At 46.5% G+C, this 23,440-nt stretch carries 24 protein-coding genes; 21 read left to right on the top strand and 3 right to left on the bottom strand.

What is annotated here, in order from left to right; genetic code table 11:
- Positions 1-207: 207 nt before the first annotated feature.
- The 4 genes from HNP82_RS18225 to HNP82_RS08320 all read left to right on the top strand — a co-directional run bounded on the left by HNP82_RS18225 (position 208) and on the right by HNP82_RS08320 (position 2,985).
- Positions 208-384, top strand: a complete 177-nt coding sequence (locus tag HNP82_RS18225; RefSeq protein WP_279288899.1) for a DUF3990 domain-containing protein — start codon at positions 208-210, stop codon at positions 382-384.
- Positions 381-671, top strand: a complete 291-nt coding sequence (locus HNP82_RS18220) for a DUF3990 domain-containing protein (RefSeq protein ID WP_279288898.1) — start codon at positions 381-383, stop codon at positions 669-671. The genes HNP82_RS18225 and HNP82_RS18220 overlap by 4 nt, the downstream gene beginning before the upstream one ends.
- Before the next feature lie 32 nt (positions 672-703).
- The gene (locus HNP82_RS08325; protein WP_243164697.1) at positions 704-886 is read left to right on the top strand and encodes a hypothetical protein; all 183 of its coding nucleotides are present in this window, start codon (positions 704-706) and stop codon (positions 884-886) included.
- 524 nt (positions 887-1,410) lie between these two features.
- The gene (locus HNP82_RS08320) at positions 1,411-2,985 is read left to right on the top strand and encodes an ABC-F family ATP-binding cassette domain-containing protein (protein WP_183773230.1); all 1,575 of its coding nucleotides are present in this window, start codon (positions 1,411-1,413) and stop codon (positions 2,983-2,985) included.
- On the opposite strand, the gene HNP82_RS08315 is transcribed toward HNP82_RS08320, so the two are convergent.
- Positions 2,916-3,674: a hypothetical protein gene (locus HNP82_RS08315; protein WP_183773229.1), complete on the bottom strand. Its 759-nt coding sequence runs from the start codon at positions 3,672-3,674 to the stop codon at positions 2,916-2,918. The two genes, HNP82_RS08320 and HNP82_RS08315, sit on opposite strands and share 70 nt — an antisense overlap.
- A 102-nt stretch (positions 3,675-3,776) precedes the next feature.
- On the opposite strand from HNP82_RS08315, the gene HNP82_RS08310 reads away from it, so the two are divergent.
- Positions 3,777-4,628, top strand: a complete 852-nt coding sequence (locus HNP82_RS08310) for an MBL fold metallo-hydrolase (RefSeq protein WP_183773227.1) — start codon at positions 3,777-3,779, stop codon at positions 4,626-4,628.
- Between the two features lie 95 nt (positions 4,629-4,723).
- On the opposite strand, the gene HNP82_RS08305 is transcribed toward HNP82_RS08310, so the two are convergent.
- On the bottom strand, positions 4,724-5,611 hold the full coding sequence (locus HNP82_RS08305; RefSeq protein ID WP_183773225.1) for a MurR/RpiR family transcriptional regulator: 888 nt from the start codon (positions 5,609-5,611) through the stop codon (positions 4,724-4,726).
- Between the two features lie 536 nt (positions 5,612-6,147).
- Here HNP82_RS08305 and HNP82_RS08300 point away from each other — a divergent pair.
- The 6 genes from HNP82_RS08300 to HNP82_RS08275 all read left to right on the top strand — a co-directional run bounded on the left by HNP82_RS08300 (position 6,148) and on the right by HNP82_RS08275 (position 12,112).
- Positions 6,148-6,978, top strand: coding sequence for a metallophosphoesterase family protein (locus tag HNP82_RS08300; RefSeq protein WP_183773224.1), 831 nt, complete (start codon positions 6,148-6,150; stop codon positions 6,976-6,978).
- A gap of 53 nt (positions 6,979-7,031) precedes the next feature.
- On the top strand, positions 7,032-8,426 hold the full coding sequence (locus HNP82_RS08295; RefSeq protein ID WP_183773222.1) for an extracellular solute-binding protein: 1,395 nt from the start codon (positions 7,032-7,034) through the stop codon (positions 8,424-8,426).
- Between the two features lie 131 nt (positions 8,427-8,557).
- Positions 8,558-9,523 (top strand): carbohydrate ABC transporter permease, encoded by a 966-nt coding sequence (locus HNP82_RS08290; protein WP_183773220.1) that lies wholly within the window; start codon positions 8,558-8,560, stop codon positions 9,521-9,523.
- Between the two features lie 15 nt (positions 9,524-9,538).
- Entirely contained in the window at positions 9,539-10,351 is an 813-nt protein-coding gene (locus HNP82_RS08285) for a carbohydrate ABC transporter permease (RefSeq protein WP_183773218.1), read from the top strand.
- On the top strand, positions 10,351-11,076 hold the full coding sequence (locus HNP82_RS08280) for a tyrosine-protein phosphatase (RefSeq protein ID WP_183773216.1): 726 nt from the start codon (positions 10,351-10,353) through the stop codon (positions 11,074-11,076). Before HNP82_RS08285 ends, HNP82_RS08280 begins: the two co-directional genes overlap by 1 nt.
- A gap of 1 nt (position 11,077) precedes the next feature.
- On the top strand, positions 11,078-12,112 hold the full coding sequence (locus HNP82_RS08275) for an ABC transporter ATP-binding protein (protein WP_183773214.1): 1,035 nt from the start codon (positions 11,078-11,080) through the stop codon (positions 12,110-12,112).
- 54 nt (positions 12,113-12,166) lie between these two features.
- On the opposite strand, the gene HNP82_RS08270 is transcribed toward HNP82_RS08275, so the two are convergent.
- Positions 12,167-13,393, bottom strand: coding sequence for an argininosuccinate synthase (locus HNP82_RS08270; RefSeq protein WP_183773212.1), 1,227 nt, complete (start codon positions 13,391-13,393; stop codon positions 12,167-12,169).
- Positions 13,394-13,789: 396 nt separating this feature from the next.
- Between HNP82_RS08270 and argC the strand changes: the two genes are divergently transcribed.
- The 10 genes from argC (at position 13,790) to HNP82_RS08220 (ending at position 23,431) form a co-directional block, all read left to right on the top strand.
- Positions 13,790-14,830: an N-acetyl-gamma-glutamyl-phosphate reductase gene (gene argC / locus HNP82_RS08265; protein WP_183773210.1), complete on the top strand. Its 1,041-nt coding sequence runs from the start codon at positions 13,790-13,792 to the stop codon at positions 14,828-14,830.
- Positions 14,831-14,924: 94 nt separating this feature from the next.
- Complete coding sequence (locus HNP82_RS08260; protein ID WP_183773208.1) at positions 14,925-15,380, top strand: GNAT family N-acetyltransferase; 456 nt, start codon at positions 14,925-14,927, stop codon at positions 15,378-15,380.
- A gap of 42 nt (positions 15,381-15,422) precedes the next feature.
- A complete protein-coding gene (gene argJ, locus HNP82_RS08255) occupies positions 15,423-16,646 on the top strand; it encodes a bifunctional glutamate N-acetyltransferase/amino-acid acetyltransferase ArgJ (RefSeq protein WP_183773206.1) in 1,224 nt (407 codons plus the stop codon).
- Positions 16,647-16,666: 20 nt separating this feature from the next.
- Positions 16,667-17,569: an acetylglutamate kinase gene (argB, locus tag HNP82_RS08250; protein WP_183773204.1), complete on the top strand. Its 903-nt coding sequence runs from the start codon at positions 16,667-16,669 to the stop codon at positions 17,567-17,569.
- Positions 17,556-18,746 (top strand): aspartate aminotransferase family protein, encoded by a 1,191-nt coding sequence (locus HNP82_RS08245; protein ID WP_183773202.1) that lies wholly within the window; start codon positions 17,556-17,558, stop codon positions 18,744-18,746. The genes argB and HNP82_RS08245 overlap by 14 nt, the downstream gene beginning before the upstream one ends.
- A gap of 116 nt (positions 18,747-18,862) precedes the next feature.
- Entirely contained in the window at positions 18,863-19,294 is a 432-nt protein-coding gene (locus tag HNP82_RS08240; protein ID WP_183773199.1) for a DMT family transporter, read from the top strand.
- A gap of 124 nt (positions 19,295-19,418) precedes the next feature.
- Positions 19,419-20,111 carry a helix-hairpin-helix domain-containing protein gene (locus HNP82_RS08235; RefSeq protein WP_183773197.1) on the top strand — a complete coding sequence of 231 codons (693 nt, stop codon included), beginning with the start codon at positions 19,419-19,421 and terminating at the stop codon, positions 20,109-20,111.
- A 9-nt stretch (positions 20,112-20,120) separates the two neighbouring features.
- Positions 20,121-20,816: a response regulator transcription factor gene (locus tag HNP82_RS08230; RefSeq protein WP_183773195.1), complete on the top strand. Its 696-nt coding sequence runs from the start codon at positions 20,121-20,123 to the stop codon at positions 20,814-20,816.
- A gap of 37 nt (positions 20,817-20,853) precedes the next feature.
- On the top strand, positions 20,854-22,245 hold the full coding sequence (locus HNP82_RS08225) for a sensor histidine kinase (protein WP_183773192.1): 1,392 nt from the start codon (positions 20,854-20,856) through the stop codon (positions 22,243-22,245).
- A 25-nt stretch (positions 22,246-22,270) separates the two neighbouring features.
- Positions 22,271-23,431 carry a GerMN domain-containing protein gene (locus tag HNP82_RS08220; protein WP_183773190.1) on the top strand — a complete coding sequence of 387 codons (1,161 nt, stop codon included), beginning with the start codon at positions 22,271-22,273 and terminating at the stop codon, positions 23,429-23,431.
- The last annotated feature ends 9 nt before the right edge of the window (positions 23,432-23,440 follow it).

Below are 23,440 nucleotides of genomic sequence, written 5' to 3'. Positions count from 1 at the left end.
TGCGGGGGGAGGTGATTAGCTGCTGTTTTATAATTATAAGACATGATCATGGGCGATTCAATTGACCGGCCGTTAAGTTTCGGACTGAAAAAATAACGGGAAGTTAAAGGAGACGGGATCAACGCAAGATCCGTTGTCCCGCAGGAAAATGAGTGATATAATGGACAATGAACTAATAAAAGAAGAAGGTCAGTAGTGGAGGTCACTATGGAAAATTCAGGGAAAATTATTTTATATCATGGTTCCAAGTCCGGAATTAATGGCCCTATTGCGCCGATCAGCACAGACCGATGTGATTTTGGAAAGGGATTTTATATGGGAACGGACAGAAACCAGCCCCTTACGCTGATATGTAATTATCCGGAAGCCAAATTATATACATGAGTGTCGATTTGTCGGATTTGAAGACGGTTGATATAGATATAGGGCTGGACTGGGCATTATTAGTTGCATACCATCGGGGCAAGATGGAATCTGTAAAAGATTCAGCAATCTATTCCAGATATGCCAACTTATATAAAAATTGTGATGTACTTATTGGTTATATTGCCAATGACCGGATGTTTGTTGTCCTGGACCGTTTCTTTAATGGTGAAATTACCGACCAGGCATTAATACACAGTCTTTCAGCGCTTAAACTTGAGAACTTGACGATGAAGCAGGAGGGCTGAAAAAAGCCGGTACAGTCTATGACAGGGAAGTGATGTACTGGGCCGGTTATATTTATCGGTACTGGCATTATTATACCAATGAGAGCAGCAGGGAAATCTATAAGATCGCCGATGCCCGGACGATGAACGAATGTTGGCTGGGATTTCATACGCTTGATGTGGAAATGGCTATCGACAATTTAAAGGAAATTTACAGGCAAAAAAACGAAAAATAATCCTATTGACACAGGGCCGGTTTCGTGGTATCCTGTCGGCAGTGACCGGAAGATGGCAATGGCAGGAGAGCTGCTCTTGGCCCTGTTTCCGGAGAAAATATAAAGTGTGAGGTGACACAATGATTATTCGATAATCCAGACCCAAAGTGAACACAGCAAAAGATACAGGGCGGCTAGACGGCGCCTGTGGTGTTTTATGCTTTTTGGAGAAAGATTATCGAAAATCATTGCCGGAAAAAATAACCGGGAAAGTATGTCATGGCTGTGGGATGACAGGATGACATAATTCCCCTGGATCTTTGGTACTCTGCTGCGGCAGGCGTCAGAGGTAAAGCGGGCCTTTCTCCAAAAGCGGAGGAAGGCTTTTTTATGTGACGGGAAACTGGGTTTTCTATGACATAAAAAACGCTCCGCGTAGGATCGCACTGCGGCGGAGCAGAAAATGCCGCCGATGCGACCCGCCGCAGGCGGAGAATCCTGCGAAGCAGGGTTCTTTTTTTGGTAACGGAAACGGGGGAATGAGAATGCTTCAAATTAAAAATCTTACGATAACACATAAAAAAGATTCAAAGGTACTGCTTAAAGATTTCACCTGGGCCCTGAATCCGGGGGACAAAGCGGCGGTGATCGGGGAGGAAGGCAATGGAAAGTCCACATTTTTAAAACTGCTTTGTGATCCTGCCCTTGTGGAGGATTATGCGGACTATTCCGGGGAGATCATTCGGGGGAGAAACCATATGGGGTATCTTTCCCAGGAGCCGGGGAGGGATTTTGCGGGGCGGACAATTCTGGAATTTTTTGAGGAGAGCCCGGTATTTTATCAGCAGGACTATAAAGAGCTGGCAAGGGTAGGGCGGCAGTTGGACCTTCCGGCGGACATTTTTTACAGCGCCCAGAAGGTGGGAACACTCTCCGGGGGAGAAAGGGTAAAGCTGGGGCTTGCCAGAATTTTAATGGAAGAACCAGATGTGCTGCTTTTAGATGAGCCTTCCAATGACCTGGATCTTAACACCTTAAAGTGGCTGGAAAATTTTATCCAAAACTGTGATCTGCCCCTGATCTACATATCCCATGACGAGACGCTTCTGGAAAACACAGCTAACGTGATCCTCCATTTTGAAATGCTCAGGCGGAAAACAATGCCAAGGCATACTATTGCCCGCCAGGGATATGCGGATTATGTTAAAGGGCGGCTTGCGAAAATGGAGCATCAGGAACAGGTGGCCAGAAAAGAGGAGCAGGATTATAAACGGCAGCAGGAGCGCTACCGCCAGATTATGGAAAAGGTGGATCACCAGCAAAAGAATATAAGCCGCCAGGACCCTCACGGCGGGCGGTTGCTGAAAAAGAAAATGCATGCTGTAAAATCTATGGGCCGGCGTATGGAGCGGGATCATGAAAGTCAGACAAGACTGCCGGAGACCGAGGAGGCGATTATGCCTGCCTGGACAGCGGACAACACCCTGCCTGCCGGAAAGATAGTGCTGGAATTTGATCTGGATGTATTGAAAGTGCCTGGGGATGCCGGGGAAAAGATTTTGGCGGAGAATATTCATCTAAAGATCCGCGGACCGGAAAAAATCTGTATTATCGGAAAAAACGGCGCCGGAAAGACGACTCTGCTGCGTCAGATGGCCCAAAAGCTCCTGGGGCGGAAAGATCTGGTTGTAGTCTACATGCCTCAAAATTATGAGGAGGGTATGGATTTTTCAAAAACACCGGTAGAATTTCTTGAGCATACCGGGGACAAGGAGGCGATCAGCCGGGCGCGCACCTTCCTTGGGAGTATGAAATATACCCCCGATGAAATGTTTCATTCTATTGACAGTCTGTCCGGCGGTCAGCGGGCCAAACTGTTTTTCCTGAAAATGATCCTGGACGGAGCCAATGTGCTGATTTTAGACGAACCTACCCGGAATTTTTCGCCTTTGTCCAACCCGGTGATCCGGAGAATCCTTAGAGAATTTAAAGGGTGTATTTTAAGTATTTCTCATGACCGGAAATATATTTCCCAGGTGTGCGATACTATTTATGAACTGACGCCCCGGGGGCTGTCCCAGGTTTTTGACGCTGCCAAAGATGGGGACAGGGAAGTCTGAGAAAGGGCGATGAGAACCTGGGCCGGAAGATAGAAAAACCATATGGCAAAGGCGGTACCCTGGTGAACCTGTCTGACCCGGAGGAAAGAAAGCCAAAGGGGCGTAGCGGCGGGAAAATAGTCCGGGGCGTTCATCAGCCCCACGTTAAAGTCGCACAGCAGGTAGAAGACCAGTCCGGCGCTAAAGATAAAGAGCCCGGTATTTTTAGAGGCCAGGGCCCTGCGAAAGGCAAAGATCAGATTGGTCAAAAGCAGTGACAGATAGATGGACGCCGCTGCGGGAAGTATTCCCCTAAAACCTAAAAGGGATGAAATTAACCACAGTCCGGGAAATATGAGACTGACGGCGGCAAGACCTGGGGGAAGGCGTTTTAGTCCGCTGTGGTATATAAAGTAAAGGCACTGGATGGCCCCAAAGAGGACAACGCCGGCAAAATAGCTGTCTGTGAACAAAAGAAAATAGTCGGAGAAGATCAATAACAGAAAGCTTTTGCGGATGGCGGGATGGGCGCCGGGAATCCAGTGGATGTATAAAAAACAGAGAAGGACGCCAGCGTATTTAAAAATATCTGAGATTACCGGCGAAAAAGCGAATGTCAGGTCAATGGACAGATAGGTGATATAGACTGCCATCTCCGAGGCGGTGAATATGATCGTGGACAATGGGAGGCGCTGTAAATATTTATTCATTGAAAAACCTCTTAAAGGATTGAAAGTCAGAGAAAAATAAGGTACCATCCTTAGTATGAGCCGTGTGAGGTTTTGTTTATGCATGGTAAGGAGGAAGTTATTATGTTAAAGGCCATTGCCCTTGTGGAAAATAAAGATGGCTGCGGGCTTTTGGGAGAACATGGCCTGTCGGTATATATTGAATATCAGGGTAAAAAAATACTTCTTGATATGGGGACAACGGATCTGTATGCCAAAAACAGCGGAGCGCTTAGTGTTGATCTTTCGTCTGTGGATCTGGCTGTGCTGTCCCATGCCCATTATGACCACAGCGGAGGCCTTGAAAATTTTTGCCAGATCAATATGAAAGCGCCGATATATCTTCAGCGAGCCTGTAAGGAAAACTGTTACCGCCAGGCGTCTTTTGGAAAAAAATACATTGGCATTCCGGAAGGCTTTTTGGAAAAATGTAAATCCAGGCTTGTGTTTGTCCATGGAGACTGTGCCCTGGCTCCCGGAGTATGGATTGTGGGACATCACATGAAAAATATGGAGGAGAAAGGGGAGGCCGCCGGAATGTACCGCCTGGAGGACGGCCGGATGATTCCTGATGACTTTTCCCATGAGCAGAGCCTTGTCTTTGAGACGGACAAAGGACTGGTGATCTTTAATAGCTGCTGTCACGGGGGGCCGGCGGATATCCTTGCGGAAGTCAGAGACCGCCCCAGCTTTCAGGGAAAAAATATCTATGCTTTGATTGGCGGCTTTCATTTAAAAGATATTCTAAAAGTTCCTGAAGAAGATCGCAGTCAAGCGCGGGAGATTATTGAAAATCTGGGAAGAAAACTTAAAGGCAGCGGATGCGCCCGGTTTTATACCGGGCACTGCACCGGGGAGACAGGCTTTACCTGGCTAAAGGAGATGCTTGGGGAACGGCTTGAATATTTTGGAACAGGGGATGAGATTGACATATAGCGGGTGGGCTCCAACCCCCTGCCAATGGCGCGGCAAAACTGATTTTCATGGTTTTGCGAATCGTAACTGTGAAGGCAGTGAACAGTTACGAAGTTTTACATTTCCGGAAACTCAAAAGCGTCATTGATCACTTCAGTCTCAAATTTTTCCGTGGATTCGCTGTTGTCATGGCGGCGCTGGCGGGAGGCGGCGGTGTAGATGGCGGTTAAAATCAGGGAAAATGCCGTCTCCACAGGATAGTAATCTTTAAAGATGGAGACGTCCACAGACGGTATAGTGATCAGAATATCTGCCAGCCGGGCCAGCGGCGACTGAGGGGCAGGAGTAAGGACAATAATGGCGGCGCCCCGGCTTTTCGCCAGGCTGGCATTTTCCAGTGTGTCCTTGCTGGCCCCGCTGTGGGATAGGAAGATTGCCGCGCAATCGGTGGAAGCCATAATGGAAATCTGTTTCATGGAAATATGGTCCCAGGCAATAAAAGTGGGAACGTTGATGGATTTCATACGCTCGCTGAAAATAAAGCCGGACTGGCCGGAGTAAATATTGCCATAGATGAGAAGCAGGCGGGATTTAAGGATCAGGTCGGCGGTGCGGATGATCTGATCATAATCCATCTGGAGCCGTGCCTGATCTAAAAGCATGACTGTGCTGGAAAAGATCTGGCCGAGCTGTTCCGGAAAGGAATCGCTGTTTTCTGCCTTTAATATTTCCTGCTGGTACTGGATACTTACAGCCTCCTTAGCGACTTCGGTCTTGAGTTCACTGTAACCGGAGTAGCCGATAGCTTTACAGAACCGTACAATGCTGGATTCGGCAACGCCGCACTTTAGAGCGGTCTCTTTGACGGACTGATAGATCATCTGATCCGCCTCTTTTAATATGTAATCAGCAATATCTTTTTCTTTTTTATGAAATTGGTCATATTTTTTCTGAATCCTTATAAATGGATTATCTTTCAACGGGTTGTCATTATAGGAAGTCATAAATAACAAATCAGCCTTTCATTCATGGTTATATGCAAGCATAAATCATCCCGCCTATTTCTGATGGCGGAACTGAGGTAGTATATGCAGCAGTTCCGCCCGCGCCATTCGCAAAGCCGCGCTTACGCGCTGACCCGCGGCTTACGCCGCTTCTTTGCTCATGATCTGGCGCTTAAGCTCATCAGAAATGGGGCGGTCTGATTCTTATGCAAGCATAAATCATTCCGCCCATTTCTGATGGCGGAACTGCTTATATCATATCATAAAAATATTTTTCTGTGTTATGTTTCATGTAAATATCTTGCAAGTGTTCCGTAAATCGTTATTATTTACTTTGGTTTGGAATTAAATTCCGTAAAAGCTACTAAAAAGATGTTTTACATAGATTTTAATAAAGTTTTATGGAAAATTGGTGGAATAAAATTCCGCGAACGAATAAAATAATGACTGTGAGTTGAATATATCCGATGGGAGATGCCTCCCGCCATTAAGGCGGTGAGCAGTAGATCCATTACAGATTTGCAAGGAGGATACGTATGAAATTTATTCATTTAACCGATACCCATGTCCGCAAAGCCTATGACAACAGCGGGATTGACGCTATGCTGGGACAGATAGAAAGTATTGTTCCCGGAATGGAAAGAATGCTTGAGGAGACAGATTGGGACGGCGTAGATTTTGTTGTTGTCACCGGCGATCTTGTTCATGAGGGTGTTGCTCAGGACTATACATATTTGAATGAAATTTTGCGGAATAAAATTCCTCAGAATGTACAGCTTTTTTATGTTCTTGGCAATCACGATGAAAAGGACGCCTTTTACAAAGGGATGTTTAATGAAGAAAAAACAGAGCCTTATTATTATATCCAATACGTTGACGGCTATCGTCTGATCATGCTGGATTCCGCGGTTCCGGGAAAAGAGTCCGGTTTTATTGTGGAACAGGAGCTTGACTGGCTGAAAGAAACATTAAAAGAGCCTTACGGCAAAGGGAGCATTGTATTTTTACATCATCCACTGTTTTGGGCTGCCACAGGCGGTGATACTATGGCCGCGAAAAACGGAAAAGATGTTATGAAGATTTTAAAAGAAAGCGATGCCTTCGCCGTGTTCTGCGGACATACCCATACCAACGCTGTCAATATGGATCAGGGGATTTTCCAGTCCACCGCGGATTCCGCCGCCTTTTCCCTGGAAATCCGGAAAAATAATCTGGCTTTTACTGATAAAAGCGGTTTCTCAGTGGTAGAGATCCGGGATCGCGCCATTTCTGTCCATCAGGAAACAATGGCCCGGGACCGGGCCGTTGTGGAAATGCCCCTGGATATTTTCGCTGAGGAATTAAAGAAGCTTGACCACGAAGATTAAAAACTTAAACTTAACCGTTAAAACCTGTAAGAAAGACGAAAAGGAGAACAAACATGAAGTTAAAAAAGATTTTGACAATGGGACTTAGTTTATCACTGCTGGCGGGAATCGCTGCCGGATGCCAGTCTGTGGCCGCCGGCGACACAACTGCCAATACATCGGGACAAGCGGGAACTGCCGCGGATGCTTCCCAGGCAGACGCTTCCGGTGACGTAACATGGTCAGAAAATCTTCTGGACCCGGAAAATCCTGTGACTGTTAAATTTTATTCCTACAGTTATGCCAGCCCGGCCTTTGGAACCGGATTCCAGACGATGATGGATAACTTTAATAACGGCGTCGGCAAGGAAAAAGGCGTCATTCTTGAATTTGTAGCCGACGATACCGGCACGAAAGCAGAGACGGACGTGAAGGCCGGCCAGCAGGTGGACATTGTACAGGCTTATTTTGCCGGAATTGACGGAGACAGAGATACCCTTGGCATTTCCGCTTTCGAGGATGTATTCCCCCAGGAAGAGCTGGACGCCCACTTTGAAGGCATTCCGGAAAACTGCCTGAATCTTGGGAAAGTGGATGACAAAATGTACGGCCTTGCCTTTACTTTCAGTACGCCGATGCTTTACATCAACGGCGATCTCTTAGAGCAGGCAGGAATTGATCCCACACAGGCTCCGGCAGACTGGGATGAACTTTATGACTGGTGCGTACAGATCAAAGAAGCTACCGGAAAATATGGCCTTGCTCTGTCACCGTCAAACTCTACCGGATGGGTAACTGACAGTATCTTATACTCCAATGGCGCAAAAGTCCTTAATGATGACCGCACTGCTGTTGAATTTGCCAGCGAGAAAGGTATTCAGGCGTTTGAGACATGGAAGAAATTCTACACCGACGGCGTAGCTGTAGGTGGTACAGATACAGAAGCTATGCAGGCATTTGCTTCCGGGGAAGCGGCTATGCATATCCAGTCCACATCCGTCTACACTTCTTTTGTCAGCGCGGCAGAGACTGCCGGATGGACCCTTTACGGTTATCCTATGCCAGGCTTTAATGGCCAGGCTTCTGTGCCGACAAACTCCGGAAGTGCCATTGTCGTACGTCCGGACAGTGAGCAGAAAGCTCAGGCAATCTGGGAAGTTATTAAATATGTGACCGGTGATGAGGGTTATACTATCATTACATCAGAGATCGGCTACCTGCCTCTGCGCCCTTATCTCGCGGAAGATGAGAACTATCTGAAAGATTTTGTTGATGCCAATCCGATCATCGCGGCAAACATTGAACGTCTTGCCGATGTACAGCCGGCAACCATCTGGCCTGGAGACCACGCGGCAGAATTGACCACATTATACGCGGATATGTCCACAAAAGCTCTGACTACCGACGCGGATGTGGCACAGACTCTGCAGGAATATCAGGATCAGATGAATCAGTACATCCAGCAGTAATCTTGTGTAACGGTTTTTGCGCCGGTGGGCACAGCAGCATCCGGCGCGGAGCAAACTTTAATAATTTTGCGGCGCGGGGAAACACTTCCTCTTTGTTTCCCCGCAAATTTTATGGGATATGGAGAAAAACAATGACAGAAATGGTTAAAAAACAGACGGGAGTCCAGATCAATATGGCAATGAGAAAAACAGCCGCAAAGCGTCCGGTAAAAATTTCGTCAAAAATAAAACCGTGGCTTTTTTTGCTGCCTACCATCCTTATTATTGTGTTCTGGATGCTCAAACCTTTGATCCAGACGCTTATGTATACCCTTTATGACTGGAATATGCTGCCGGGAACAATGCCGGAATTTACCGGGCTGAGCAATTTCACGGAGCTGTTTAACGCGCCGGAATTTGGCTCGGCGATTCTCAACACATTTTATTATATTTTAATGATGCTGCCCTTCGCGGTTATTCTTCCGGTGATCATCGCGGCGCTCCTTCAAAACCTGAAGCCCCGCACCCAGTGGATTTACCGCGCGCTGATCTTTTTGCCTATGATCATGCCGCCGGTGGCCACAGCTACAGTGTTTCAGTGGCTTTTACATCAGACTAACGGTCTGGTCAATCACCTCCTTGTTTCAGCGGGATTTCTTGAAAATGGCATTAATTTCTTTCAGACGGAAGGGCTGGCTAGGCTTATGATCGCTCTGATCACCGGCTGGAAGATGATCGGCTTCGCCACCTTAATGTTTTCCGCAGCTATCAGCAATGTGAGCCCGGAGTATTATGAGGCGGCCAAAATGGACGGCTCCGGCGGGTTCCGCAGATTTATTGATATTACAGTGCCTCTTTTGTCCCCTACAATGATGTTAATGATTATGATGAGCATTCTTTTTGCCAGTCAGTGGACCTTTTCTTATATTGACGTCCTCACCCAGGGCGGTCCTTACGGAACATCCACAAACATTTACTATCTGATCTATAAATATGCTTTTGGAAATTCCAACGTAGGTGTCAGCGCGGCGGCGGCCCTTGTATTCCTTGTGATTTTTGGGATCATTGCCCTTGTGCTTCAAAAGATTTCTAATCGTCTGGCATTTTATGACAATTAAAGGAGGTGCAGTGAAATGACAAAGAAATTATCCAGAGTATCCGGTCATGTGATTTTGATTCTTTTATCTTTCCTTGCCCTGTTCCCCATTTACTGGATGATCATTTCATCCTTAAAGAGCAGTCCGGAGATTTTCGGATATTCCATGATCACTACCCAGCCGTCTTTCAGTAATTATATTGACGCTTTTACTACCGTTCCTCTTTTTCGCATGATGCTTAATTCCGTTGTTGTCAGCCTTGGAACGGCTGTGATCCAGCTTGTTGTGGCGGTGCTTTTTGCCTACGCTTTTACCCGGTGGAATTTTAAGGGAAAAATAGTGGTGTACGGGATTTTATCCATTACCTGGCTGATACCTGTGCAGGCCATTATGATTCCTAACTATGTAGAAATTATTAATATGGGGTTAAACAACACTTTATTTGCCATGATTCTTCCCCATTGCTGTTCTGTATTTGCCAATATTTCTATGTACCAAAACTTTAATTCCATACCTAAGGCGCTCATTGATGCGGCGAGGATGGACGGTAGCAGTGAGCTGCAGATTTTGAAGGATATTGTCCTTCCAAATATGAAGTCAAGTATTGCCTCCCTTGGTATTGTCCTTGTGATCACGGCATGGAATGATTATTTGTGGCCTACTCTTGTGGCACGTACCGATGAGGTAAAGCCTATACAGATCGGCTTAAAGTCCTTTACAGGAACGGATACAAACATGTGGGGGGCGTCTATGGCCGCGGCCACCATATCCACCATCCCCATTTTGATCGTTTATATTTTTATGAGCCGCAAAATTATCAGTTCATTTATGAAAGGCGGAATTAAATAATGACTTATACAGCAAACGCTCCCATGGATTTTAAAATTGCCAATAATATCCGTGAGCTTGGCGGGTATGTGAATAAAGACGGCGTTTCCTTAAAAAAACACAGACTGTTAAGAGGCGGGGATCTTTCCCTGCTGACAGACAATGAGTTGAGCTGTCTGGAAGATTACGGCATCCGGGCCAGCATTGATCTTAGGTCTTCCATGGAGAAAAAGTCCACAGATCCTTTTTACGATCACAATTACCTGGTTTATTACGCTATTCCTATTGAGGGATCGGTGGATCTGAAATGTAAGCCGAAAGATCTTTTATACACATTATATATAGACATTCTGGAAAATCATCAGGACGCCCTTAGGAGAGAACTGAGGATCATTTCCGGGGAAGATGACGGTATTATTTTCCACTGCAGTGCGGGAAAAGACCGGACTGGCCTGACCGCCATGCTCATCCTTGCCGCCTGTGATGTCTGTGAAGAACAGATCATCGCTGATTACGCTGCTTCCGGGGAAAATAACAAGGAAGTGACGGCAAAACAGTTAAAGCAGCTTGAGGAGAGCGGCCTGAAACATATTCCTGTGGAAATTTTTGAATCTGATCCAAATACAATGCGCCGGACTCTGGATTATCTTGACGAACGCTATGACGGCCCGGTGAATTATATGAGAGCCATTGGCGTTACCGATGAGGAAATTGAAAATATAAGGAAGAAAATGCTGGAGGAATAATATGGGTAATATTGAAATTAAAGGAATCAGCAAAGCATTTGATAAAACGGAAGTTCTTAAAGATATTGATTTGAATATACCGGATGGCTCTTTTACAATTATTCTTGGCCCCTCCGGCTGCGGAAAGTCCACTCTGCTGCGGATTTTAAGCGGCCTTGAGACAAGCGATGCGGGGGAAATATGGATTTCCGGGCAGGACATGACCAATGTGGAGCCGAAAGACCGGAAGGTGGCCATGGTTTTCCAAAACTATGCCCTTTATCCCCACATGACCGCTTATAAAAATGTCGAGTACAGCTTAAAAATCAAAAAGGTGCCAAAAGAAGAACGCCACCAGAAAGTCATGGAGGCCCTAAAAACGGTTGAGCTGGAAGACCAGTATAAAAAATTGCCCGGACAGATGTCCGGCGGACAGCGCCAGAGAGTGGCACTTGCCAGAGCGATTGTCAAAAATCCGGAAGTATTTTTAATGGATGAACCCCTGTCCAATCTGGATGCCAAGCTGAGAAATCAGATGCGCCACAGCATTTTAAATCTTCACAAACAGCTTGGGACAACCTTTGTCTACGTTACCCATGACCAGACCGAGGCTATGACTATGGGTGATCACATTGTGCTGTTTAATGAGGGCCACATTGTTCAGCAGGGATCCCCAAAAGAGATGTACACCAATCCAAATCATATTTTTGTCGCCGGATTTATCGGAAATCCCCCGGCCAATATTATTACAACAGATTTCGGCTATGTCAGCATCCGCCCGGAAGATATACAGATTGTCCGGGATCTTTCCCAGAAAAAGGAAAAGGGAATTGAACTGGCGGGAACAGTTAATGTCTCTGAGCCAATGGGCAGCGATATCCTCTATGATGTTAAGACGAAATTAGGCCGTCTCCACGTGAAGGGTGAAAATTCCTGGGAAAATATTGACAACCATGTCCTTCTCTACATTCCGTCCAGCAAAATTCTGTATTTTAACCGGGACGGAGAGCGGATTTATCAGCCTCAGAGTGAAGAAAAGATTTTTATGGAAGGTTAAGGTAATAAGGCCCGCCGCAAAAGATCATCTTTTGTGACGGGCCCTTCCTATAGCTTATTTATTATTTGTCTTTGCTTCCATAAGTTTCATGGCACGGACTTTTAACGGCAGTCCAAACAGGTTAATGAACCCGGAAGCGTCATGGTGGTCATAAAGATCGCCGGTAGTAAAGCTTGCGAGAGATTCGCTGTATAAGGAATATGGGGATGTGGTGCCGGCTTTGATAATGTTGCCCTTATACAGTTTAAACTTAACTTCGCCGGTGACATACTGCTGGGTGGATTCTACAAATGCCTGGATGGCTTCACGCAGGGGGGTGAACCACTTGCCTTCGTAAACAACCTGAGCCAGCTTGTTGCCCATCTCTTTTTTCACTTCCATTGTTGCCCGGTCTAAGATCAGTTCCTCTAACTGGCGGTGGGCTTCCATAAGAATGGTTCCGCCGGGGGTTTCGTAAACACCGCGGGACTTCATGCCGACAACGCGGTTCTCCACAATATCAATGATGCCGATGCCATGCTTTCCGCCCAGCTCGTTTAACTTCATAATAATTTCTGAAACTTTCATTTCTTTGCCGTTAATACTCTTAGGAACGCCTTTTTCAAAAGTCATAGTCACGTATTCCGGCTCATCTGGCGCTTTTTCAGGAGTTACGCTCAGTACAAGGAGATGATCGTAGTTGGGCTCATTGGCAGGATCTTCCAGCTCAAGGCCCTCATGGCTGATGTGCCAGAGGTTACGGTCGCGGCTGTAGCTGGAATCCGGTGAGAAGGGGAGATCAATGCCGTGTTTTTTGCAGTATTCAATCTCATCTTCACGGGACTGCATCGTCCACACATCCGTCATACGCCACGGAGCGATAATCTTAATGTCTGGAGCAAGGGCTGTAATGCCAAGCTCAAAGCGGATCTGGTCATTGCCTTTGCCGGTGGCACCGTGACAGATAGCTACAGCGCCTTCTTTGCGGGCAATCTCCACAAGTTTTTTGGCGATGACCGGGCGGGCCATACTTGTGCCAAGAAGATATTTATTTTCGTATACAGCGTCTGCCTGCACACATGGCACGATAAAATCGTCGCAAAACTCGTCAATAACATTTTCAATATATAATTTAGACGCGCCGGACATCTTTGCCCGCTGTTCCAGGCCATCCAGCTCATTGCCCTGACCGCAGTCGATGCAGCAGCAGACAACGTCATAATCAAAAGTCTCCTTTAACCATGGAATAATTGCGGTTGTATCCAGACCGCCGGAATATGCTAAAACAACTTTCTCTTTCATATATGTACCTCCAAAACGTTTAATGAGCAGGAAACGTCATAATAATAAAGTATTATGACGTCCTCTATAATATACACGAATATGAATAAAAATGCAATACCTTTTTTGAAGCAAATGAATTTTTATAAATTTTATCTGTATATCTTATGGAGATTATGCAATTTTTTGGGTGAAAAGGGAAAAGGGCAGGGAAAAGCCTGAAATATCCAGAGTTTTTTTGATTTCCTAAAATCGCGATAATCGGCAGAATAGACAATGAAATGAAAAATTTTTAGAAGAAAGTTATGAAAAAATTGTCTTTACTAACATGTCGAGATGGTTTAATATATATGCAGTATACTTTTCTAAGGATGCAAATAATGCATAAAAATACAAAAACAGAATGGGATGAGATGGATGATCAAAGTTGGAATTATTGGCTCTACAGGCTACGCCGGACAGGAATTAGTGCGCCTTCTGCTGGGGCATAAATATGCGGAAATTGTCTGGTACGGTTCCCGCAGCTATATTGATAAGAAATATGCGGATGTATTTGGCAATATGTTTAAACTGGTAGACAGCAAGTGTATGGATGATAATATGGAAGAACTGGCCCAGGCGGTGGATGTGATCTTTACAGCGACGCCCCAGGGACTTTGTGCCAGCCTTGTCAGTGATGACATATTAAATAAGGTAAAAATCATTGACCTGAGCGCGGACTTCCGTATTAAGGATGTGGCTGTTTATGAAAAGTGGTATGGGATTACCCACAAGAGTCCCCAGTTTATTCCAGAGGCTGTTTACGGGCTGTGTGAGATCAATCGGGAAGATATTAAAGGCGCCCGCTTGGTGGCAAATCCAGGCTGTTACACCACATGCTCCATTTTGTCCGCTTACCCACTGATGAAGGAGGGGCTTATTGATCCCCAGTCGCTGATCATCGACGCCAAATCAGGGACAAGCGGCGCTGGCCGGGGAGCTAAGTTGGACAATCTTTACTGTGAAGTCAATGAAAATATTAAGGCTTATGGCGTTGGCACCCACCGCCATACCCCGGAGATCGAGGAGCAGCTTGGATATGCGGCGGGCGAGCCGGTTGTTATCAGCTTTACGCCCCATCTGGTTCCTATGAACCGGGGAATTTTGGTGACTGCTTACGCGTCCTTAAAGAAAGATGTGTCCTGGCCCCAGATCCGATCCGCTTATGAGAAATATTATGGCAATGAGAAGTTTATCCGCCTTCTGGATGAAAATGTCTGCCCTCAGACACGCTGGGTGGAGGGCAGCAATTATGTGGATATTAACTTTAAAGTGGATCCGAGAACACACCGGGTGATTATTATGGGCGCCATTGATAACCTGGTGAAAGGGGCTGCCGGACAGGCGGTTCAGAATATGAATCTGATGTTCGGACTGGCGGAAGACGAAGGTCTTGACCTTGTTCCTTTATTCCCCTGATCCTGGCATTGTATGAGATGGCGCCGATGAGGGCGGCATACAGTTTTAGCAGACTGAATAGTTACGCCAAATTGACAGGAAGGGTTTTAGAAAAATGACAGTTCGGACAATGACAATCGAGGATTATGACGGCCTTAAAAAGCTTTGGCTTGGCATTGAAGGCTTTGGTATCCGAAGTATAGATGACTCTTATGAAGGGGTATGCCGCTTTTTAGAGAGAAATCCAAGGACCAGTGTGGTGGCTGAAGACGGCGGGCAGATTGTAGGCAGCATTTTGTGTGGACACGATGGGAGGACCGGATATTTTTATCATGTCTGCGTCCGGTCGGATTATCGGATGCACGGCATTGGAAAAGCGATGGCCCATCAGGCCGTGGAGGCATTAAAAGCTGAAAAGATTAACAAAGTGGCCCTCATCGCTTTTACAAAAAATAAAGTGGGCAATACGTTCTGGCAGGATATTGGCTGGGATGAACGGGAAGATGTGAATTATTATGAATTTCCCTTAAACGCTGAAAATGTGACAGTGTTTAATCAGGATCATATGTAAAATTTAATCAGGATCATGTATAGAACAGATCGGGAGGTAAATATGAAAGTCATTGAAGGCAGCGTGACAGCGCCGAAAGGTTACGAGGCAGCAGCGGCAGCAGCAGCCATTAAATATAAAGATCGGACAGATATGGCCCTGATCTACAGTCAGGTTCCGGCGGCAGCGGCGGGCACCTTTACCACCAATGTTGTAAAGGCGGCTCCGGTGATTTGGGATAGAGATATTGTCTATCATTCCCCAAAGGCCCAGGCGGTGGTGATCAATTCTGGCATTGCCAACGCCTGCACAGGCAAAGAGGGTCTGGATTATTGCCAGGATATTGCCCATAAGGCGGCAGACATGTTAGATATACCGGCGAACAGCGTTTTGGTGGCCTCCACCGGCGTTATCGGGATGCAGCTTCCCATGGACCGGATGAAAAGGGGCATTGAGCTTTTAGCTCAGGGAAAATCATCTTCCCTTGCGGCCGGCGACGAAGCGGCCCATGCTATTATGACGACAGATACAGTATCCAAGCAGGTGGCTGTGAGCCTGGAGATTGGCGGAAAAGAGGTGATTATTGGAGGCATGTGCAAAGGCTCCGGTATGATCCATCCAAATATGTGTACCATGCTCAGCTTTATCACCACAGACGCGGCAATTTCCAAAGAACTTCTCCAGGAAGCGTTAAGCGGTAGTATTGTGGATACATATAACATGGTTTCCGTGGACGGCGATACGTCCACTAACGATACAGTGCTGCTTTTAGCCAACGGTATGGCGAAAAACCCTGAAATTACTGAGAAAAACGATGATTATGCCCGGTTTAAAGAGGCTCTGGACTATGTGAATACAGTGCTGGCCAAAAAGATCGCCGCTGACGGTGAGGGAGCTACAGCTCTTTTGGAAGTGACGATTACAGGCGCGGCCGACAAGGCCCAGGCGGTAACCCTTGCCAAGTCTGTGGTGACATCCAGTCTTGTTAAAGCCGCGGTTTACGGACATGACGCCAACTGGGGACGTATTCTGTGTGCCATGGGATACTCCGGCGCGGATTTCGATCCCGATAAAGTAGATCTTTTCTTTGAGAGTGCCGCAGGCAAGATTCAGATTCTTAAAGACGGTGTTGCCGCAGATTACAGTGAAGATGAGGCAACAAGAATTTTGTCTGAGAGTGAAGTTACTGTCCTGGCGGATATTAAAATGGGCAGCGCCACAGCTACAGCCTGGGGCTGTGATCTGACATATGATTATGTAAAGATCAATGCGGATTACCGTTCCTGACAGTTTTGGAGGATAAAAAAATGGATAAAAGTATGGATAAATACCTTGAAAAGGCGGAAGTGCTTATTGAGGCCCTTCCCTATATACAGCGTTTTAACCGGAAGATCATTGTTGTAAAATACGGCGGCAGCGCCATGGTGGATGAGGAATTAAAGCGCAACGTTATCGCGGATGTGACGCTTTTAAAGCTGGTAGGCTTTAAACCGATCATTGTCCACGGCGGCGGTAAGGAGATCAGTAAGTGGGTGGAAAAATCCGGAATGACGCCGAAATTTATCAACGGCCTGCGAGTGACGGATGAGCAGACTATGGAAATCGCGGAGATGGTTTTAAACCGGGTCAATAAATCCCTTGTACAGCTTGTGGAGCAGCTTGGCGTCCGGGCTGTGGGCATTTCCGGAAAAGACGGCGGTCTCCTCAACGTGGAGAAGAAATATTCTGACGGACAGGATATCGGTTTTGTAGGAGATGTAAAGTCGGTAAATCCAAAAATACTTTATGATCTTTTGGAAAAGGATTTCCTTCCGATCGTGTGTCCTATCGGCATGGATGATGATTACAACACTTACAATATTAATGCCGATGACGCGGCCTGCGCCATTGCCAGGGCGGTGAACGCAGAAAAACTGGCATTTCTCACAGATATTGAAGGAGTTTACAAAGATCCTCATGATCCATCCACGCTGATTTCAGAGCTTCGCATTGAGGAAGCACGGGGGCTTATCGGCAGTGGCTTTATTGGCGGAGGCATGCTGCCAAAACTGAACAATTGTATTGAGGCTATCGAAAATGGCGTGTCCAGAGTCCATATCCTGGACGGACGGATTCCACACTGTCTGTTATTGGAGATCTTTACAAATAAAGGCATCGGCACGGCAATCTTAGGAGATAATGAAAGCAGGTATTACCATGAAAATGAATGATTATATGGAAATGGGAGAAAAGTATATTCTCCACACATACAACCGCTATCCTGTAGTTTTTGAAAAGGGAGACGGCGTTTATTTATACGATGTGGATGGTAAGCAGTATCTTGATTTCGCTGCAGGTATTGCCGTTTTCGCTTTAGGCTACGGCAATAAAGACTACAATGACGCTTTAAAGGATCAGATAGATAAGATTATCCACACGTCTAATCTTTACTATAATATTCCGGCGGTGGAAGCTGCCAAAAAGGTTGTGGAAGCCACCGGCCTGTCCAAAGTGTTTTTTACCAACAGCGGTACAGAGGCCATTGAAGGGGCCATTAAAGTTGCCCGCAAGTACGCCTGGCTCAAAGACAGCCACCGTACGGACCATGAGATCATTGCCATGAACAATTCTTTCCATGGACGGAGTATGGGAGCATTAAGCGTCACAGGAAATGATCACTACCAGGAACCTTTTAAGCCTCTGATCGGCGGAATAAAGTTTGCCGATTTTAATGATCTGGACAGCGTCAAAGCACTGGTCAATGACCGGACATGTGCCATCATCCTTGAGCCTGTCCAGGGAGAGGGCGGTATTTATCCGGCGACTTTGGAGTTCCTTGAAGGGGTGCGCAGACTTTGTGACGAGAAGGATATCCTTCTTATTTTTGACGAGATCCAGTGCGGCATGGGGCGTACCGGGACGATGTTTGCCTGCCAGGCATATGGTGTTCTCCCGGATATTATGACCTGCGCCAAAGCTCTCGGCTGCGGCGTACCTGTAGGCGCGTTTGTGCTTAATGAAAAGACGGCCGCCGCATCTCTTGTTCCCGGCGATCATGGCACAACCTACGGCGGAAATCCTCTGGCCTGTGCTGCGGTGAGCAAAGTCTTCGACCTGTTTGAGAGTGAGCATATCCTTGACAATGTACGGGAAGTGGGTGCTTACTTAGAAAAAGCTCTGGATGGCCTTGTGGAAAGGCATGACTGCTTAAAAGAGCGCAGAGGACGGGGCCTGATGCAGGGTATTGTCGTCTGCGGCCGCCCGGTGGGGGAGATCGTGACAAAGGCTCTTGAAAACGGTCTTGTAGTGATCACAGCGGGAACGGATGTCCTTCGTCTTGTGCCGCCTTTGGTAATCACAAAAGCTCATGTGGATGAGATGATCAGTAAACTGGAGCTTTGCTTATAATTAAAAACATCAGTGCATAAATTGGCCCTTTAAAGGTCAGACTATCTTTCGTAAAAGGAGTATTGTCATTCAGTCTGGTGGCTGGAACGCAAAAAAATTTATGGAGGGATGTCTTGATGATGGGTATCATTATAGCACTTATTTCCGGCGCCCTGATGAGTATTCAGGGCGTTTTTAATACAGAGGTGACAAAACAGACAAGTATCTGGGTATCCAATAGCTGGGTTCAGTTCTCAGCTCTTGTTGTCTGCCTGGTGGCATGGTTTATTAAGGGCCGGGATAGTTTTGGGAAACTTTTGCAGGTGGATCACAAATATCTATTGTTGGGAGGTGTGATCGGCGCTTTTATCACCCTTACTGTGATTATGAGCATGGATGCTTTAGGTCCCGCAAAAGCTGCGCTGCTTATTGTGGTATCTCAGCTTGCTGTGGCTTATGTTATTGAGCTGTTCGGCCTTTTCGGTATGGAAAAAACAGACTTTTCCTGGTCAAAACTTATCGGTCTTGGGATTGCTGTAGCGGGGATCGTGATTTTTAAATGGAAGTAACATTTTTGCACTAAAAGTGCTTGTTTTTACCCGGAGAATTATGTAAAATAAAATTGTATGATTTATAAATACAGAAAACTTTCCTTGATGTGATGGCGTGCCCTCAGAGAAAGGAAGGGATTTTGTGAAAAAGTTTTTTTTAAAGTGCAACAGGTATGCTGTCCGTCTGGCCGCGGTGGTCATCGCCGCGTTTTTGGGGCTTGCCTACAATGCCGGATGCCGTCAGGCTCCGGAAGAGGTTCTTACCGCGCTTCAGACCGGGGAGGCGTCTCAGGCCGCCGCCGTTCCTGAAGAGACTGGCGATCTTTCGGAGAGTCAGGAGTTCTATTCCCATAATGAGTCCGGGAGCTTTCAAGAAGAAACCGTATGTGAAAATATTTATGTATATGTATGCGGGCAAGTCTCCCGTCCGGGAGTCTATGCCCTTAAAAGCGGTTCACGGATCTATGAGGCTGTGGAAGCAGCCGGCGGTCTTCTGGACGGCGCCGAGCAGACCTATGTAAATATGGCCCAGAAGCTGGAAGATCAGATGCAGGTCTATGTACCGTCAAAAGAGGAGGTCTTATCCGGGACAATTCCCCTGCCCCAAAACAGCGGTGGAAAGGCCGGGGATACAGAAGTGCTGAAGGTGAACATTAATACGGCGTCCCTGGAGGAGTTGGACGCTCTGCCTGGGATTGGCGCTTCTAAAGCCGGGGATATTGTCGCTTACCGAAAGACCCATGGGAACTTTTCTTCCATTGAAGATCTGATGAATATTCCAGGGATAAAAAGTGGGATTTTTGATAAGATAAAAGATTTCGTTACTGTGAATTGAGGTAAAAGAATGGATAGAAAAATATTGGTTGTGGATGATGAAAAATTAATCGTCAAGGGGCTGAAATTTACTCTGGAACAGGATAATATGGATGTGGATGTGGCCTATGACGGAAGAGAGGCCCTGGAAAAGGCTAAAAACAATAATTATGACATGATCCTTCTTGATGTTATGCTGCCGGAGATCGGAGGCTTTGAAGTCTGCCAGCAGATCCGGGATTTCTCTGACGTACCCATTATTATGCTGACAGCCAAAGGGGACGATATGGATAAGATCCTGGGACTTGAATACGGAGCTGATGACTATATTACAAAGCCTTTTAATATTCTTGAGGTAAAGGCGCGGATCAAAGCCATTTTAAGACGGGTTAACAGCCGCCGGAGTAAAAACACGGAGGCACCCTCCAACATCCTTGTCTCCGGCGATCTGCGAATTGATCTGGACAGCCGCAGGGTATTTATTGAAAACAGAGAAGTGAATCTGACGGCCAAGGAATTTGATCTTCTGGAACTTCTCATCACCAACCCAAATAAGGTTTACAACAGGGAAAAACTGCTGAACCTTGTGTGGGGCTACGACTATCCGGGAGACGTGCGTACCGTGGACGTTCATGTGCGCCGTCTGAGAGAAAAGATCGAGAAAAATCCAAGCGAACCAAAATATATACATACAAAATGGGGTGTTGGTTATTTCTTCCAAAAGTAAAAAAAGACGCAGAAGAAAAAGTGGTTTTTTCCACAGTATGTGTTTCAGGTTTATTGCCATTACCCTGATTCTGACAGTGATCCCTCTGTTTGTTGTCCGTGGCACCCTTCTTATGAATATACAGGATAAGCTGTGGAGTGAGCGGGTGGACAGTATTGAGCGCCATAGCAGCTTTCTGGCGTCCCAGATGATCAAGCTGGGCTATTTTGACGGGGAAAACGAGAATATTATAAATAACCTGATCACTCAACTGGATTCCATCTACGACGGGCGTGTGATCGTCGTAGATGAAAATTTTACTGTTCTGAGAGATTCCTATTCCCGGATTAATGACCGGAAAGTCATCAGCCCGGAAGTGGTGGCCTGCATGGATGGTCAGGAGACAGAACCTTTTTATGATAAGACTTATGATATGGTGGAGACGGTAGTCCCGGTGACTGACAGCGAAAACGTGGTTCGGGGCGTGATCATTATAGACGCATCCACACTGGATCTGACCCAGACCTATCAGTCCATTGAGAGGATGAGTCTGTGGATCGCTATAGGTTTTTCCGTAATTTTGGCAGCATTATCCGTGTTGATCGGAAGAGCATTTACAAAGCCTTTTAAAAACGTGGCCAGCTCTATTAACCGGATCTATGAGGGCTATTTTGACGAGGAGATCCATCTGAAAGGGTATTCGGAGATCGAGACTATTTCCGACGCTTTTAACGCCATGCTCAAACGGTTAAAAGAACTGGAAGACTCCCGGCAGGAGTTTGTGTCCAATGTGTCTCATGAGCTGAAGACACCGCTGACATCTATGAAGGTCCTAGCGGAATCTCTCAACAGTCAGCCGGACACTCCCTTGGAACTTTACAAGGAGTTTATGCAGGATATCGCTGTGGAGATCGACCGGGAGGACGCCATTATCAACGACCTTCTGTCCCTTGTGAAAATGGATAAAAAAGCGGGAGATCTTAATGTTTCCAACGTGAATATCAATGATATGCTGGAGCTGATCTTAAAGAGGCTGCGCCCGGTGGCGGCAAAGCGGGGAATTGAACTGGTTCTTGAAAGTTTCCGCACAGTGACCGCAGACTGCGATGAGATGAAGCTGACGCTGGCATTTACGAATCTTGTGGAAAATGCCATTAAATATAATATTGCCGGCGGATGGGTCCAGGTGTCTTTGGACGCGGATCACAAGTTTTTTTATGTAAAAGTGTCCGATTCCGGTATTGGTATCCCCGAAGAGCTGCAGGATAAGATATTTGAGCGTTTTTTCCGTGTGGATAAGGCGCGCTCACGGGAGACTGGAGGAACGGGCCTTGGCCTTGCCATCACCAAAAATATTATTATGATGCACGATGGCGCTATTAAAGTTAAGAGCAAAGAAGATGAGGGCACCACCTTTACGGTGCGTATCCCCCTGACCGTAGAGTCATGAACGGGGATCATGACAGGAGGCGTTTATGAGAAAGGGAATTTTTGGCCTGATCTTTTGCTTGCTGTTCCTCTGTCTTTCCGGCTGCCGGGACGGTGGCGGTATCGCTCAGGAGAACACCAGCGGGATCGTGGATAAGTCTGTGGTAGATACCACATATAAAGTTTATTACCTGAATAATGATAACATCCATATTGAAGGCGTGTCGGCAATCTATACGTCGGAGACAGCCATGGAACTTATGGAAGAATGTCTGGAAAGTTTAAAGGCAGATCCTGAGGATGAGAATCTCAAGGCGACTATTCCTGAAGATGTAGAGGTGTTGGATCAGGTTTATGACGAAGTCACAAAGCAGGTGGATCTTTATTTTAACAGCGCCTACAGGAATATTCCCAAAAATCAGGAGATCCTTGTGCGGGCTGCTATTGTAAAGACGCTGACCCAGTTTGACGGTGTTATTGACTATGTTCAGTTTTTCATTGACGGCACAGCCATGACGGAGAGCGATGGCCAGCCGATGATTATGATGCAGTCAGATTTCGTGGACAATACCCGTGCTGATGTTAAACGGCTCAATCAGGAGACAATCCGCCTTTACTTTGCCAGCTCTGACGGGACAAAGCTGGTGGCAGAGGATATTTATGTTCATTACTCTAAAAATGTGTCTCTGGAGCGGGTCATTGTGGAGAGTCTGATTTCCGGGCCGATCTCGGAAAATCTTAATCCTACCATGTCATCGGACGTGAAGCTTTACGATGACGTCAGCGTGACTGACGGCACATGTTCCGTGGATTTTAATCAGCGCTTTTTAGACCGGATCAAAGACCAGAGTTTTGCCATTAATGTTTACTCTGTGGTCAATTCTCTGACGGAGCTGGATTATATTCAGCAGGTACAGATAAAGATTGACGGGAAAATCGTGGAGGGGAACGATGAAACCATATCTTTGGCGCAGCCCCTCTCAAGAAATGAAGATCTGATCGTACGGCCATCGGATACACCGCCGGTGGTGGAGAGCAGCACCGGTGGTGCGGAGCAGACCGAAGTTACGGCAGACACGGCTGTGCCTGAGCAGACGGAAATGTCAGACATGGCAGAGAGTGACACTGCTCAGACAGAAAGCGAAGCGGCGGAGCAGACCCAGGTTCCGGATTCGGTGTCTGAAACGGTAAATGACAGTGCCGCTTAGAAAAATGAG

The sequence above is a fragment of the Catenibacillus scindens genome (assembly GCF_014202115.1).
GTDB classification, from domain to species: domain Bacteria; phylum Bacillota; class Clostridia; order Lachnospirales; family Lachnospiraceae; genus Catenibacillus; species Catenibacillus scindens.
This window is presented reverse-complemented; position numbering and strand designations above follow the sequence as displayed.